Consider the following 15264-nt stretch of genomic DNA (forward strand, 5'->3'; position numbering starts at 1 on the left):
AAAACGAGGGGGGTATTATTACACAGAGATAAACTCTCTGTTACTGTTCAAGCGAGTTTAATTTTTTGTATAGGCGTCTTCGGCCAGACGGATAATACAACCGGATCGTTTCTTTTCATTTATTATGTAGGTTTACTGCATGGGTGTTGGGCCACGCGCAGCGATGAACCCATAACTGATATTTTTTATGAGTACCTTGTTGATTATGCATCGCTTATTAATGGCGCTAGTTTTTCTAGTTTTTACCCTGCTGTTTACATGGCAAGTGGTTAATATTACCCGTGATCTGACGCTACAACGTTTACATCAACAGGGCTCCGATGAGCTGCTAAAGGTGATTACTGAATTGAGATCGGCTCTAGGTCAGTATCGCTATCTCCCTTTTTTGATTTCGCAAAATGTCAGTGTTAAAGAGCTATTGGCATTCTCTAAATCAGAGAAGAGTGCTGAAGTGAGTTTGTACCTTGAGCAGACAAACCTTGTTGCAGGCTCCTCTTCGCTCTTTTTGTTAAATACGGAGGGACGGGCGTTAGCCTACAGCCATTGGCGAGATGAAGATGATTTTTTTCAGCGCTCCCATAACGACCAAGCTTATTTTCAACAGGCTCAAAGTGGACACCGAGGTCGGCAGTTTAGTTTAAATGTCGCGACTAAGCGGCCAGCCTATTTTTTATCCTCTCCTATTTATGATGGCACGCGCTTTATTGGCGCGGCGGTGGTTAGGATAGAGTTGCAAAACTTGGTTAAAAAATTGCGTTCAGTTGAAACCGTGTTGATCGCAGACAATAAAGGCACACTGTTTTTCTCGACGGGCTCATTTCAGCGCTTTGAAAATCTGCAAGCGCAAGCGCGGGTATCCTCCCATGATTTGAGTAACGGTGTGACAACGGCACTTTGGGAGAAGGATAACCATCACTGGTTGGCTCGTTCCGTTTCACTGGATGACCTTGCGTGGGAAGTAACGGTACTGAATGACACGGATGTGGTGAATAAAAATGTGCGTAACGCCACCTTATTCTCATTTGGTGGTTGTATCGCGTTTGGTTTGTTGATGTTGTTGTTTCGAGAACGGCAGCTGAAATTACGTTCGCAGAATGAGACGCGACAGGCGCTTGCACGTAATGAGGCGCAGCAAAAAGCGATCATCAATCATGCACAGGTTGGCCTGTTACTCATTGATAGCCAAGGCCTTATTCGTTTTGCTAATAAAATGGCATTGCAGCAGTTTGCGGTATTGATGAAACTGATCCTCAACCGTCCTATTGCTGAGTTAGTCGTGGCGGAAGGTGACCCCTTAGTTAATCGGTTGTTGACGAGCCTGGATTGGGACGCATTTTCGCCTTTAATCGGCTATGAGTCCGTTGGTGTCAGAGGGGATGGTACTGAGTTTCCATTAATGATTTCAGTGCGAAAAATGCTGCCGGAAATCTCGCCTACCTTGAAAGAGCTTGCGCTTGAAAAAGATGAATCACGCCAATTTCTAGTAACGGTCATCGATATCTCCCGCCGTAAGGGGCTCGAGATGGAGTTAAAACGGGCAAATAACTCGTTAGAAACCAAAGTGGAAGAGCGGACGAAAGCGCTGAGTGAAGCGCAAAATGAATTGATTCAAGCAGGAAAAATGGCGGCCTTAGGGCGCATGTCAACGGCTGTTGTTCATGAGCTAAACCAACCGCTAACGGCGATTAGAAATTATGTGGCGATCTGTAAACAGTTGCTAAATAAACCTGAGATGCTGACGGAAAATCTTACGGAAATCGACCTATTAACGCAGCATATGGCTCAAATTACGTCACAGTTAAAGACCTATGCCTACAAAAAACCAGAGGATAAACAGCCCGTATCTATTCAGATGGTGATTGAGCATTCGTTGCTCCTGTTTAAAAAGCGAATTGCGGATGAACAGGTTGAATTGACAACGCGGTTACCAGAGAAAGTGTTATATGTGCTGGGTGATAATGCTCGTTTAGAGCAGGTGATGGTCAATCTGATTAATAATGGGTTAGATGCGATGCGCGCCCAGTCGCCTCGTCAATTGAGTATAGAGGTGGTCTGTAAGGAAAAGGTACTTATTACGATCAGCGACTCCGGTACGGGTATCGCAGAGGAGCTATTGGACAGTTTGTTTGATCCGTTTGTCACGTCTAAAAAAATTGGCGATGGTCTAGGGTTAGGGTTGGCGATTGTTAAATCGATTATTCGTGATTTAGAGGGTGATATAGTGGTTGGCCAGTGTCAGTTAGGTGGGGCGTCTTTTACGGTGATACTGCCTCTTTTCTCGGAAGAGCATTAAGTAGGTTATGAGTGTTATGGGTGTAAATGAAAATGATGTCAGGGGTACGGTCCTGCTCGTTGATGATGAAGCGATGGTGCGGAAATCAACTGAAAAATGGTTAGCTATGGCCGGCTTCGAAGTGATTGGTTGTGATAGTGGCGCCGAAGCACTTAAGCATATTAGCGAATCGTTTAGAGGCATTGTGGTCAGTGATGTCAAAATGCCGGAGATGACTGGGCTTGAGTTAATGGCCGCCGCGTTGTCAGAGGTGCCGGGTTTACCGATTGTGCTTGTGACAGGGCATGGGGATGTGGACATGGCGATCTCAGCTATGCGTAAAGGGGCGTATGATTTTATTGAAAAACCGTTTAACCCTGAGCGTTTAGTTGAAACGATTCAGCGCGCCTGTGAAAAGCGTCGGCTGATGTTAGATAACCTACGTTTACAGCAGCACCTCGCCAGCTCAACTGGTATTGATAAACGTTTGATCGGTATCTCACCAGTGATACAGCGGTTAAAGCAAGAGATTCTTACCTTAGCTGACCTCGATACTAATGTGATTATTTATGGTGAAACGGGCACCGGTAAAGAGTTGGTTGCACAATCGCTGCATGAATTTAGCACCCGAGGTCGAGCCCATTTTGTTCCGATTAACTGCGGTGCGATTCCTGAATCTTTGATTGAAAGTGAACTGTTCGGCCATGAAGCAGGCGCATTTACGGGCGCCACGAAACGTCGGATAGGGAAGTTTGAATATGCCAGTGGCGGCACGCTCTTTCTGGATGAAATTGAGAGTATGCCTTTGCACTTACAGATTAAACTATTGCGTGCGCTGCAAGAGGGTGTGATTGAACGCTTAGGTGGTAATGCGCCTATACCTGTGGATCTTCGCGTGATTGCCGCCGCGAAAACCGACCTTAGAGTGGATGATAATTTCCGTGAAGACCTGTTTTATCGCCTTAATGTGACTCAACTGCATATCCCACCGCTGCGTGATCGTTTGGAGGATGCGCCTTTATTATTTGAGCACTATTTAAGAATGACAGCGCAAAGCCATGAGCGTGAGCAGCGAATACTGCCGGAGCAAGATATTAGGACATTGAACAGCTATCAGTGGCCGGGTAATGTGCGGGAGCTGAAAAATGTGGCGATGAGGTACGCATTAGATAAACGGGTTTCGGTATCGGACATTCTATTTCCAGAGGATCAGCCGATGCAGCTAAGTGAACTGAGCGGGGATATCTCTCAACCTTTAGCTATTCAAGTTGCCGCTTTTGAGGCCGAAGTGATTAAGCGATCGTTGGCTGAGCATGGAGGCAATATTAAGTCGGTCATGGATATGTTGGACCTACCGCGTCGAACCTTAAATCAAAAGATGGCTAAATATGGCCTTCATCGTTCGGACTTTATATCCGATTAGTGTTAGGTATTGATTTATATGTATTTTTTTTGATAGGCCGTTTTTTGCCTATTATTGAGTGCAGGATCACTTTTACGACACCCCCTACCCACTGTTAGGTTTCTGAGGCCGCCATATGCTTCTTGGCTTAAGGGATCTGTGTCGATGAGCGATCAAATGATCGATTAAACGGGTGTGCCCTCGATGGTTATGCTTAATGAGCTGTTTTTTGCTTATTTTAGGGTGAATTGATAAGCAATATTTTGCCTATGCACTGGTTTTTCAATCAGGTTTGTTTTGTAACACTTTGAAATTTATTGTAAATATTTGTTTTTGTTAAGCTGGCACTATGATTGCTTTCTAAATACCGTGTTACGCATTTAATAATAAAACTCCAAATGAAGAAGGGTAACAGGATGACAATTACAAAACGTACTTTTATTAAGGGTATGGGCTTGGCATTAGCCGTGAGTACCGCTGTTGGGACAGCAGGCTTAGTGCAGGCCGCTGATGAAAGACACTCTTATATACTAGCAACGGCCTCAACGGGTGGTACTTACTATCCAGTAGGTGTGGCGCTTGCAACGTTAACTAAAATCAAGCTTGAGCCGTCACACAAGATCTCCATGTCTGCGATTAACTCTGCAGGTTCAGGTGAGAACATTAAGCTATTGGGCGAAAACGAAGCTCAGTTTGCTATCCTTCAGGGGTTATATGGTGCTTGGGCTTGGAATGGTGAAGGTCGCCTTAAAGAAGCCGGTCCCCAGAAAAACTTACGTTCCGTCACTATGCTTTGGCAGAACGTAGAACAGTTTGTTATGAAAACCGAGCATGCTAAAACAGGCACGATTGCGGATATGAACTCTCTAGCCGGTAAGAAGTTTTCTATCGGTAAGAAAAACTCCGGCACCGAAGGTTCGGGCAGAACGATCCTAAGTAACTTAAACATCGATGCGGATGGATTTAATCTTGCGTATATGGGTTACGGCGCGTCTGCAGATGCATTGCAAAACGGTACGATTGAAGGGATGAATATCCCATCAGGTGTACCAACGTCTGCGATTACCCGTGCTTATGCAGCATTAGGTAGCGACATTACGGTACTTAACTTTACCGATGAACAGATCAAACAAGCGAATGGTAGTTATAAGCTGTGGACGCCCTATCATATCCCCGCTAATACTTACCCAGGCCAAAGCAAAGATATCAACACTATGGCTCAGCCTAACTTCTTAGCTGTGCGTGATGATGTTTCTGAAGAAGATGTTTACCTACTGACTAAAACGGTTTATGAAAACCTAGCGTTCCTTAATGGTATTCATAAAGCAACAAAAGCGATGTCTTTAGAGAAATCTATTGCGGGCTTACCTGTACCGCTTCATGCCGGTGCCGCGCGTTATTATAAAGAGATGGGTGTAAACATTCCTGATCATTTGATCGCGAAGTAATAACGATCGGGGGAACTATTGAGTTAGTACGCTGTCTATTATTGCAGCTCCTCCTTTCTTGGTTTGAAATGTTCAAACCGGTGCAAACTTAGCTACCAGCGAGGTTAAGTTTGCACCACCTATTTTTTTATAATTACTCCTGCAATTGCCTCCACTATTCTTACAGAACTGTAATCTGATGTTACGGGGTTATTGCGTATCTAATTTGTTTGAGCGATTAGAATTATGGCGACTGAAACGAACGGAAACGATCAAGATATCAGTGAAAAACTCAAAGGGTTACAGCTTCCACAGCGCCCTGAGAACTCTGTCACTGGGAAAATAATTTATTGGGTAGGTGTCGTTTTCGCATTGACACATATCTATTTCAACACATTAGGCACTTGGTCTGAGCTTTATGTTGCAGCCATTCACTTTAGTGGCTTTGCATTTCTTTGTGCTTTGATGGTTCCCGTCTTCAATTCATCGAATGTAGCTAAGCAGAAACTCGCTCTTGTATTGGATCTTTTACTCGGTGTTGCGGCGGTTGCCTGTGCGCTGTACCTGATTGGCTTTGAAGATGCGCTGTATGATCGAGGCGTCAAATTTGTGCCTTGGGATTGGGTTTTTTCCATCAGTGCTATTTTTATAGCGTTGGAGATGGCACGCAGAACCACTGGGTGGTTTATCCCGTGTATGATTCTTGTCGCATTGACCTACGTTTTTTGGTGGGGACAATACATTGATGGCATGTTTGGTTTTGCCGGTTTGAGCCTAGAAACATTGCTGTACCGCTCTTACTTCTCGTCTGAAGGTATGTTTGGCCAAATTGCGCGTATCTCTTGGACATATGTTTTCATGTTTATCCTATTCGGTGCCTTTTTGGTTAAGTCCGGCGCCGGTGACTTTATTATTGATCTTTCCCGCTGTGCGGCAGGCCGCTTTGTTGGCGGCCCAGGGTTTGTTGCGGTACTCGGGTCTGGCCTTATGGGCTCTGTTTCAGGTTCGTCTGTGGCGAATACCGTATCTACGGGTGTTATTACGATCCCTCTTATGCGGAAAGCGGGTTTCCCCGCACGTTTTGCGGCGGGTGTAGAAGCCGCTGCATCAACGGGGGGGCAGCTAATGCCACCCGTGATGGGGGCGGGTGCATTTATTATGGCATCGTATACGCAGATCTCTTATCTCGACATTATTGCGATCGCCGCCTTGCCTGCATTTTTGTATTTTCTCTCGGTTGGTTTTTTTGTCCGCGTTGAAGCTAAACGTAGTCATGCCCATGCGGTTGAAATCGATACGCGTACTTTGGGTGAAGTCTTTAAGGGGGGCTGGCATTTCTTACTGCCTTTGGTGGTATTAGTGTCTTTGCTTATCTATGGGTTTACACCCACTTATGCGGCCGGCATTTCAATTATATCGGTCGTCGTTTCATCGTGGTTGTCTAAGCACCCTATGGGTATAAAGGAGATTCTTGACTCGCTTGCTCAAGGCTCACGTAATATGGCGACAACGGCCATGCTACTGATCTCCGTTGGCTTAGTTGTTAATGTGGTTGCTATGACAGGGATTGGTAATACCTTCTCCCTTATGGTGACAGAGTGGGCCGGTGGTAGCTTATTAATCACTTTAGTCTTGATCGCTTTAGCCTCTTTGATTTTGGGGATGGGCTTGCCGGTAACGGCTGCCTATATCGTATTAGCAACACTATCCGCGCCAGCGCTTTATGGTTTGATGGCTGAAAGCCGTTTGCTGGACCTTATTGCAACGGGAACACTGCCGGATGCCGCTAAGACCATATTTATGTTGATAGATATGGATAAGGTGAGTTTATTATCGGCCCCCATGAGTGAGGTGGATGCCAAGGCGCTATTGAGCTCTATACCCGCCGATTTTAAAGGCCAGCTGTTAGAGCAAGCGTTGCCAGCGGAAGCATTAGCGATGATTTTGCTATCGGCTCATATGATTATCTTCTGGTTGTCTCAGGATTCCAATGTGACGCCGCCTGTATGTTTAACCGCTTTTGCTGCGGCAGCCATTGCTAAAACACCGCCGATGGCGACAGGCTTTACGGCATGGAAGATTGCGAAAGGTTTGTATATAGTGCCGTTGCTTTTTGCGTATACCAATTTCATTGGTGGCACGACAGCAGAGGTGCTAAGCATATTTGTCTTTTCAGTTTTTGGTCTATATGCTTTTGTTGGCTTTATGGAAGGCTATTTAGAAGGTCCGTTGAACTTAATGTTACGGGCATTATGCGGTGTATGTGCTATCGCTCTTTTATGGCCTCATGATCAAATGGTAGTGAGCTTAGTGGGTGTTGCTGGCTTTATCTTTATCTTCATGTTTAGCCGTAAAGCGAATAAAGACAGCCTGCAAACGGTTTAATCATTTTCTCTAAAGGTAAGGGTATTTTGTGGCAGCAGATTTAGAACGGGACATATACGATTTTATTGTGATTGGCGGTGGTATCTTAGGCATGTCGACTGCGTGGCAGTTGCAGCAGAAGTATCCTGGCAAATCGGTTCTGGTGCTAGAAAAGGAGTCGAGTGCTGCCCAACATCAAACTGGCCATAACTCCGGCGTTATTCACGCTGGTGTTTATTATAAGCCGGGGAGCCTAAAAGCTAAGTTTTGCAAAGAAGGTAATCGTGCGACTAAGGCGTTTTGTCTTGCGCACGATATCCCTTTTGAACAGTGTGGCAAGTTGCTAGTGGCGACTGATTCTGCTGAACTGGAACGGATGCAAGCGCTGATCGGGCGCTGTGCTGAGAATGGCATTGAGGTTGATGTGCTTGATCAGTCGATGTTGAAAGCGAAAGAGCCTAATATCCAAGGGGTGGGGGGGCTATTTGTACCTTCAACCGGGATTGTGAATTACACTCAAATCACACAATGCATGGGCGATCTAATCGAACAGGCAGGGGGTCACATTCACTTCAATACGGCTGTTACAGGTATCGAAGAGTTTGCGGATAGGGTGACGGTTTATACGGATGGGAAACGCTATCATGGTCGTTACCTTGTCGCCTGTGCCGGTTTGCAGTCTGATCGAGTGGTTAGAATGATGGGTTTGGAACCTGACTTTAGGATTATCCCCTTTCGCGGTGAATACTTCCGCCTCTCCGCTAAGCACAATCAGATCGTCAACCACCTAATCTACCCGATTCCTAACCCTGATTTACCGTTTCTTGGTGTTCACCTGACTCGGATGATCGATGGGTCTGTGACGGTTGGGCCTAATGCTGTGTTGGCGTTTAAGCGGGAAGGGTATAAAAAGACAGATGTGAGCTTAAAGGATAGCTTCCAGATGTTGACCTATCCGGGCATGATTAAACTGCTTATGAAGCACTTTAAAGCGAGCGTCTCTGAGTTGAAAAACTCGATCTCTAAAAAGGGTTATCTACGCTTAGTTCAGAAATACTGTCCAGAACTTAGCATCAATGACTTAGAGAGTTACCCCGCAGGGATACGCGCCCAAGCGGTCGCAAAAAATGGCGATGTGATCGATGATTTCTTATTTATGAATACGAGTCGTTCGTTAGCGGTTTGCAACGCACCTTCACCCGCCGCTACATCGGCTATACCTATAGGTAAGCATATCGTTGAAAAAGTCTCAGCGTTGGTTGATCGATAAGGGGTTTTGACCTTATCTATACATCAAACCGTGTGAAGGGTGCTTGTGCGCTCTTCGTATGGAAGTGTCGGTTATTAAACAGTGCACGCGGCGCATCGCATGTTTCACTGATCCGGTAGTTAGCCACTTGTAAGTGTTTACAAATATCACACCAAGGTTTCGCATGCGCTTCGCCTAAGTTATTTAACTGCTCAGGAGAGGGGTGGCCCTGACTCGCTTTAATTGTGTTTACACAGTGGGTGCAGCTCTTCATCCTATATCGCCTTTTCTTATTGTTATCATATTATTATGCGTTGTTTTCTCGCGCGCTATTTTAAACCGCATAATAAATAAGGCTATAAGAATAATTCTTAATTGTTATGTATTTAAATCAAAAAGTAATAAGAAAGTGGGGATGAGGTGGGCTGCCAAGCTGAAATAAGGCTTATCGGTTATTTTTTAGGGCGTACCGCTTTCCAGTAATGTTGTTTCCAGTAGGGGTTGTCTAATCGACTTAAGGTGACACCTTTGCTGGTGGAGGCATGAAGAAAAACACCCTGCTCAACGTAGACGCCTACATGCCGTTGTTTGTTACCGCCGAGTTTAAAAAAGACCAGATCACCGGGGGTGAGCTGATGTTGTTTAATAGCGACACCACTATCAACCTGTGCGATTGTAGTTCTAGGTAACTGATAGCCAAAAACCGTTTGGTAAGTGAGTTGCGTAAAGGCGGAGCAATCAACGCCTTGACGCGACTCTCCTCCCCATTGATAGGGGGTACCTTGCCAGTTTTTGTGTTGGTCTAAAAGTGCATGGGCTACTGGCGATTGGGGTTGAATGTTGATGGACGCAGTGGATGGGCGAGTCGAATAACTACTACAGCCTTGTAGAATAAGAATAAAAAATAATAAAACGTTAATTGAGCGTAAATTCATTATTAGTCCGCTTAAATGAGCGTTAGAATATTGGCTTACAGTATAACCCTAACTAATATGTACTAAACAGATTGGCTTTCATAAGCGTAACTGCCTATTATGCCCACCTATTTTTACAGTCCCTAGAAAGCGATTTATCATGACCGAAGATTTTCAGATTGGCCAGCGTTGGTATAGTTACACAGAAGCGGAGTTAGGTTTAGGTGTAGTCACAGAGTTGGTAGATCGGCGTGTAGATATTTTATTTTCTGCCACCGGTGAAGCGCGCACCTACGCACAAAATAATGCGCCGCTGAGTCGTATTGTCTATCCCATAGGCGATCAGATTACGGATGATGAAGGTGTGTCAATCACCGTTACACAGCATGAAGAGAGTAAAGGCTGTGTGATCTACTTTGGTGATGATGAAGAAGGGAATGAGCAGGTTATTCATGAAGCCTCTTTAGAGAGCTCAGTACATTTTAGCAAACCTTATGAGCGTTTGTTTGCCGGTCAGATCGATAAGTTACGCCATTACGAATTAAGATTAGAAACATTAAAGAATCAACACAACCATCAGCACTCTGCTGCCTATGGCTTGTTGGGACCACGCGTACAATATTTACCTCACCAGTTTTATATCGCATCGGAAGTAGGTCAGCGCATGTCGCCGAGGGTCCTATTAGCCGATGAGGTGGGTTTAGGTAAAACGATTGAAGCTGGACTGATTATTCATCAGCAACTGGTGAAAGGGCTAGCCCATCGTATTCTGATTATTGTCCCTGATAGTTTAATCCATCAGTGGCTTGTCGAGATGCTGCGCCGCTTTAATTTACACTTCTCAATTCTGGATGAAGGCCGCTGCTTAGATAGCGAAGGAAATCCGTTTGAAGAAGCTCAACTGGTTTTAAGTCCGCTCTCACTATTTACCCGCGATGAAAAATACCTTGAGCAGGCCGTGGATGCCGGTTGGGATTTAATGGTTGTGGATGAAGCCCACCACCTTGGTTGGAGTGAAGAGGGGGCGAGTCATGCCTACCGTTGTGTTGAAGCGTTAGCGCAAAAAGTAAAAGGTTTATTACTGTTAACGGCAACGCCTGAGCAGTTAGGGATTGAAAGTCATTTTGCCCGCTTGCGCTTGCTTGATCCGGATCGTTATTACGATTTAGAAAAGTTTATTACCGATGAGCAGGACTTTAAGTGCGTCAATCAATTAATTGAGATCTTACAGGCGCCAGACCGTTGGCATGAAGCGCTGCAAGATTCAGCATTTATTGAACTACTGCATCAATATTTAGGCGATGATGTTGCTGATCTACTCGCGCAGCATAAAGACGATGAGAGTGAGGAACGGACACGGCTGATTGATAAAACCGTTCGCGCACTTTTAGACCAGCATGGTACGGGGCGTGTATTGTTCCGTAATACCCGTGAAAGTGTTCAGGGTTTCCCGCAGCGGAAATTACATATCTACTCTTTACCCCTGCCTCAGGCCTATAAAGACGTTATTGATACGGCGCCGATGGAATGCCGTTTACACCCTGAAACATTGATTGGTGAGGGTGCAGGGTCTGCATGGTTATTAGAGGATAATCGAGCCGACTGGTTGATTAAGTGGTTAGACGATTACAAAGGTGAAAAGATACTGGTTATCTGTGCGCACGCCCAAACGGCGATAGCACTTGAGAAACAGCTTCGTTTGTTTGAAGGTCGACGTACGGCACTTTTCCATGAAGGTATGAGCCTTGTTGAGCGTGATAGAGCCGCTGCGTATTTTGCCGATAGTGAGCAAGGTGCACAGCTATTGATCTGTTCAGAAATCGGCAGTGAAGGGCGTAACTTCCAGTTTGCTCATCATATGGTGATGTTTGATCTACCGATGAATCCGGACCTGCTAGAACAGCGTATTGGTCGTTTAGACCGTATAGGCCAGCTTAAAGAGGTTAATGTTCATGTACCCTATTTTGCCGATAGCGCCCAAGAGGTGTTGTTACGTTGGTATGCTGAAGGCTTAAGTGCGTTTGAGCAGGTTTGTCCAACGGGTCAAAGTTTAATGCAGCAGTTTGCTGCGGACCTCCATCACTGTATGGAAAATATAGAAGACCAAGCAAGTATTGATCGCTTAATTAAAGAGACCGCGCATAGCCAGCAGGCGTTGTTGGAAGAGCTGCAGCAGGGACGTGACCGCCTGTTGGAACTGAATTCGTGTAATACCTCAGTGGCGGAAGCGTTACTGGATGCGGTTGAAGAGGATAGCCAACCGGGGACCTTATCATCCTATATGGGGCGCGTGTTTGATCACTTTGGGGTAGAGCAGGAAAGCACCGGTATCAATGGCGTGATACTGCACCCAGGGGATCATATGCTCAGCAGCCATTTTCCGGGCTTACCAAGCGATGGCATGACGGCAACGTTTCAGCGTAATGAAGCCCTGTCCCGTGAAGATATGCACTTCCTTAGCTGGGAGCACCCTATGGTCGCTGGTGCAATGGAGATGATGCTGGAAGGTAGTTATGGTAGCTCAACGCTTTGTACGATGAAGTTGTTACCCCTTAAAGCCGGTAGTTTACTCGTTGAAGCGGTGTTCCGAGTGCATTGTATCTCAGATAAAGCGTTACAACTTCAACGTTATCTTTCCGATGCCTGTGTTCGTCGTGTTATTGACAGCACCGGTAATGATTTGACCGATGTTATCACTGAACAGCACTTTTCGAGCTTAGGTAAGCGTGTCGGTAAAAATGTGGCTTATAATCTGGTTAAGCATACCCGCGAAGATATAGGCACCCTTGTTGCCCAGTTAGAGCAGCAGGTTGAAGAGAAAGGGGAACAGTTAATTGCGGATGCACTGGCGACGCTTAAACAGCAGCAAGCGGATGAGAAAGACCGTTTAGTTGCACTGGCGAAAGTGAACCCTAATATTCGCCAAGAGGAGCTTGAGGCCCATGATCAGTTGACCGCCCATCTTGTTGAGGCGTTGCAGGAAGCGTCGCTGAAAATGGATGCGATTAGGGTCGCGGTGATTACGCACGAGTAATCGATCTGCTATCAGGTTAATCATTCATTTAAAAAGCCAGCGATTGCTGGCTTTTTTTTATGTCATTTTCTTTTTCACTTTAGCGGTGGGTAGGGCTTGTAAAGGGTTGTCGGGCCAAGGGTGTTTTGGGTAGCGCCCCTTCATATCTTTTTGGACATCACGATAAGCATTTTGCCAAAAACTACTAAGGTCTTGAGTCACCTGTAGAGGTCGTCGTGCGGGTGATAATAAATGTAATTGCAGCGCGATATGGTGGGCAATGGTTGGTGTGGTTTCACAACCAAACATCTCTTGTAGTTTGACGGCTAGTACGGGCGGCGTCTGGGAGTAATCGATTCTAATATTTGAGCCAGAGGGAACGCGGTAACGTTCAGGGGCGAGTTCGTCAAGCTGCTGGGGTAGCGGCCAAGGTAGCAGGGAGAGAAGAATGCTTTTTAAGTCCAGTTGTTTAAGGTCATTTAAACGGGCAATGTTATTGAGAAACGGGGCTAACCAGTGCTCTAGGTTTTCAAGTAGCCATTCATCGGTGAGGTTGGGCCAATGTTGATCTGCGCGTTGCTGCAGAGTTGGGTTTTCTTTGAACGTACGATAGAGAAAAATCACTCTCGAACGCCATTGGATGACATCACTGTTCCAGGGTAATAATTGAAGGCCCTGCTTACGGATGTAGGCCAGCGTTGCGTTCACGATAGCCTCTTTTGACGGAGACTTGAGTGGCGCTTTACTGATAATTACATCACCAATACGGTACTGTTTTTCCGCAACAATTCTATTTGAATCCCAGCTGATAATCTCGTTGACCGAGGTCGATTCGGCTAGGTAGAGAGGGATATGTTCAGGGTTTAAGGCCGCGGCAAGAGGGATCAAGTCGGTCGATGAACCTTCTTTTCCAATCACAATGCCAACGGTAAGCCAGGGTTGCGAGGCTAAGTTATCAGCCCCAAACAAGCTGGCAGCACGGCCATTGCTAAGTTTGTACGTTGAACTGCCTTTGCTGCGCTGCTTCGCCACTCGGTCTGGGTAGGCAAAGGCTAGGAGTAATCCCGCATGTTGCTCAGGGTTTATATCGCTGTTGTTTTCCGTAGCGAAGGGTTGGCACAGTGTTAAGTAATGTTTAGCTTGTTTGTGTAAACGTTGCCACAGTCCTTTATGTTGTGTTGGTTTGTCTTTGAGCCAGTCTAAGCGGGTATTAATATCGGCCCCTACATCACGGAAGGGATCTTTCTCCATTAGCAGGGCTGCAATAAAACAGGCTTTTTCCGATAAACCTATCTGTGCACCGCGTATCAGCATGTGGCTGATACGTGGATGTGCAGGCAGCGAGGCCATGCGCTCGCCATGGGGCGAGAGACTGCCGTTGGGGGAGAAGGCCCCAAGTTGAGCCAACAATGCTTTAGCTTGCTGGTAAGCACCGCTAGGGGGAAGGTCTAGCCATGAGAGGGTTTCAGAATCGTTTATTCCCCAGCTAGCCAGTTGGAGTGCTAGGCCGGTTAAGTCCGCTTGTAGAATGTCGGGGGGGCTAAATGGGCTGAGCTGAAGCTGTTCGGGTTCGCTCCAGAGTCGATAGCAGAGTCCCGGTGCTAATCGACCGGCACGTCCCGCCCGTTGTGTGGCGGCGGCCTTAGAGACGGGCCGTGTAAAGAGTGTCGTCATCGCTGTATTAGGGTTGTACCGGGCTTCGCGGCTGAGACCACTATCGACAACAACAGTGACCCCTTCTATGGTTAAGCTGGTTTCCGCAATGCTGGTGGCGAGTACTACTTTTCGTTTACCTTGAGGCGCTGGGTTGATCGCTTGTTGTTGCTGTTCTAACTTAAGATCGCCGTAGAGTGGGGCAATGATAATGTGATCTAGGGCGTGGGTTTGTAGGGCGAGGGTTAAGCGCTGCTCCACCTGCCTGATCTCTCGAACACCGGGTAAAAAGCATAAAATACTGCCCGTCTGTGTCGTAATGGCATCCATCAGAATGTTAACTGCATGGGGCTCTAGCCAAGTTCCCTGTTTAGGCTTTCCTGCATAAATGTAAGACACCGGGTAGGAGCGTCCCTCACTTTTAATAATGGGGGCATCATTCAACAGTTGAGCGATGGCGTGTCCATCTAAGGTGGCCGACATGATGAGGAGTTTAAGTGGTATTTCATCGCGAAATACCGTGCGGGCTTCTTGGCATAACGCGAGCCCTAAATCGGCATCAAGGCTACGCTCATGAAATTCATCGAAAATGACAAGGCCGTAGCCTTCAAGGCTCGGGTCAGTTTGCAGTAAACGGGTGAGTATACCTTCGGTGACAATCTCAATACGGGTTTTAGTACTGATTTTTTGTTCGAGTCGAATGCGATAACCAACGGTTTCACCCACGCGCTCATTTAATAGATCAGCCATCCGTGCAGCCGCATTTTTTGCCGCTAAACGTCGGGGCTCCAACATTAAGATTTTTTGATTATGTAACCAGGGTGAGTCGAGTAATGATAAAGGTACTTGAGTGGTTTTACCGGCACCGGGCGGTGCTTCGAGTATGACCTCATCGCGGCAATTGAGGGCCTCTTTTAATGAAGGGATGACAGATAAAATCGGTAATGATGACATATTGATCACATTCTTA

Annotated in this window: 9 protein-coding genes; 6 read left to right on the plus strand and 3 right to left on the minus strand. The window is 46.3% G+C overall.

Annotated features, from left to right (window positions below; all coding sequences use genetic code 11):
- Window positions 1-187 precede the first annotated feature (187 nt).
- The 5 genes from A3773_RS10270 (at window position 188) to lhgD (ending at window position 8735) form a co-directional block, all read left to right on the plus strand.
- Entirely contained in the window at window positions 188-2293 is a 2106-nt protein-coding gene (locus tag A3773_RS10270; RefSeq protein ID WP_067985683.1) for a sensor histidine kinase, read from the plus strand.
- 16 nt (window positions 2294-2309) lie between these two features.
- Window positions 2310-3695, plus strand: a complete 1386-nt coding sequence (locus tag A3773_RS10275; RefSeq protein WP_067986006.1) for a sigma-54-dependent transcriptional regulator — start codon at window positions 2310-2312, stop codon at window positions 3693-3695.
- 395 nt (window positions 3696-4090) lie between these two features.
- Window positions 4091-5122, plus strand: a complete 1032-nt coding sequence (locus A3773_RS10280; protein ID WP_067985685.1) for a TAXI family TRAP transporter solute-binding subunit — start codon at window positions 4091-4093, stop codon at window positions 5120-5122.
- Between the two features lie 225 nt (window positions 5123-5347).
- Complete coding sequence (locus A3773_RS10285; protein WP_067985686.1) at window positions 5348-7486, plus strand: TRAP transporter permease; 2139 nt, start codon at window positions 5348-5350, stop codon at window positions 7484-7486.
- A 52-nt stretch (window positions 7487-7538) separates the two neighbouring features.
- Entirely contained in the window at window positions 7539-8735 is a 1197-nt protein-coding gene (lhgD, locus tag A3773_RS10290; RefSeq protein WP_067986008.1) for an L-2-hydroxyglutarate dehydrogenase, read from the plus strand.
- Between the two features lie 16 nt (window positions 8736-8751).
- Here the strand turns inward: lhgD and A3773_RS10295 are convergent, their stop codons facing one another.
- Together A3773_RS10295 and A3773_RS10300 are read right to left on the minus strand one after the other, a co-directional pair.
- Entirely contained in the window at window positions 8752-8988 is a 237-nt protein-coding gene (locus A3773_RS10295; protein WP_067985688.1) for a hypothetical protein, read from the minus strand.
- A 178-nt stretch (window positions 8989-9166) separates the two neighbouring features.
- The gene (locus A3773_RS10300; RefSeq protein WP_067985690.1) at window positions 9167-9649 is read right to left on the minus strand and encodes a C40 family peptidase; all 483 of its coding nucleotides are present in this window, start codon (window positions 9647-9649) and stop codon (window positions 9167-9169) included.
- Between the two features lie 139 nt (window positions 9650-9788).
- Here A3773_RS10300 and rapA point away from each other — a divergent pair, with 139 nt between their 5' ends.
- Window positions 9789-12662, plus strand: a complete 2874-nt coding sequence (gene rapA / locus A3773_RS10305; protein WP_067985692.1) for an RNA polymerase-associated protein RapA — start codon at window positions 9789-9791, stop codon at window positions 12660-12662.
- Window positions 12663-12719: 57 nt separating this feature from the next.
- On the opposite strand, the gene hrpB is transcribed toward rapA, so the two are convergent.
- Window positions 12720-15248 carry an ATP-dependent helicase HrpB gene (gene hrpB, locus A3773_RS10310; protein ID WP_067985694.1) on the minus strand — a complete coding sequence of 843 codons (2529 nt, stop codon included), beginning with the start codon at window positions 15246-15248 and terminating at the stop codon, window positions 12720-12722.
- Window positions 15249-15264: the final 16 nt, after the last annotated feature.

This window comes from Neptuniibacter pectenicola, from assembly GCF_001597735.1.
In the GTDB taxonomy this organism is placed as follows: Bacteria; Pseudomonadota; Gammaproteobacteria; order Pseudomonadales; family Balneatricaceae; genus Neptuniibacter; species Neptuniibacter pectenicola.

Excerpts from the sequence above, each read along its gene's own strand:
- A3773_RS10285 (WP_067985686.1), top strand. The coding sequence starts at position 5,348 with ATGGCGACTGAAACGAACGGAAACGATCAAGATATCAGTGAAAAACTC.
- A3773_RS10280 (WP_067985685.1), top strand. The coding sequence starts at position 4,091 with ATGACAATTACAAAACGTACTTTTATTAAGGGTATGGGCTTGGCATTA.
- A3773_RS10295 (WP_067985688.1), bottom strand. The coding sequence starts at position 8,988 with ATGAAGAGCTGCACCCACTGTGTAAACACAATTAAAGCGAGTCAGGGC.
- hrpB (WP_067985694.1), bottom strand. The coding sequence starts at position 15,248 with ATGTCATCATTACCGATTTTATCTGTCATCCCTTCATTAAAAGAGGCC.
- A3773_RS10275 (WP_067986006.1), top strand. The coding sequence starts at position 2,310 with ATGGGTGTAAATGAAAATGATGTCAGGGGTACGGTCCTGCTCGTTGAT.
- A3773_RS10270 (WP_067985683.1), top strand. The coding sequence starts at position 188 with ATGAGTACCTTGTTGATTATGCATCGCTTATTAATGGCGCTAGTTTTT.
- rapA (WP_067985692.1), top strand. The coding sequence starts at position 9,789 with ATGACCGAAGATTTTCAGATTGGCCAGCGTTGGTATAGTTACACAGAA.
- A3773_RS10300 (WP_067985690.1), bottom strand. The coding sequence starts at position 9,649 with ATGAATTTACGCTCAATTAACGTTTTATTATTTTTTATTCTTATTCTA.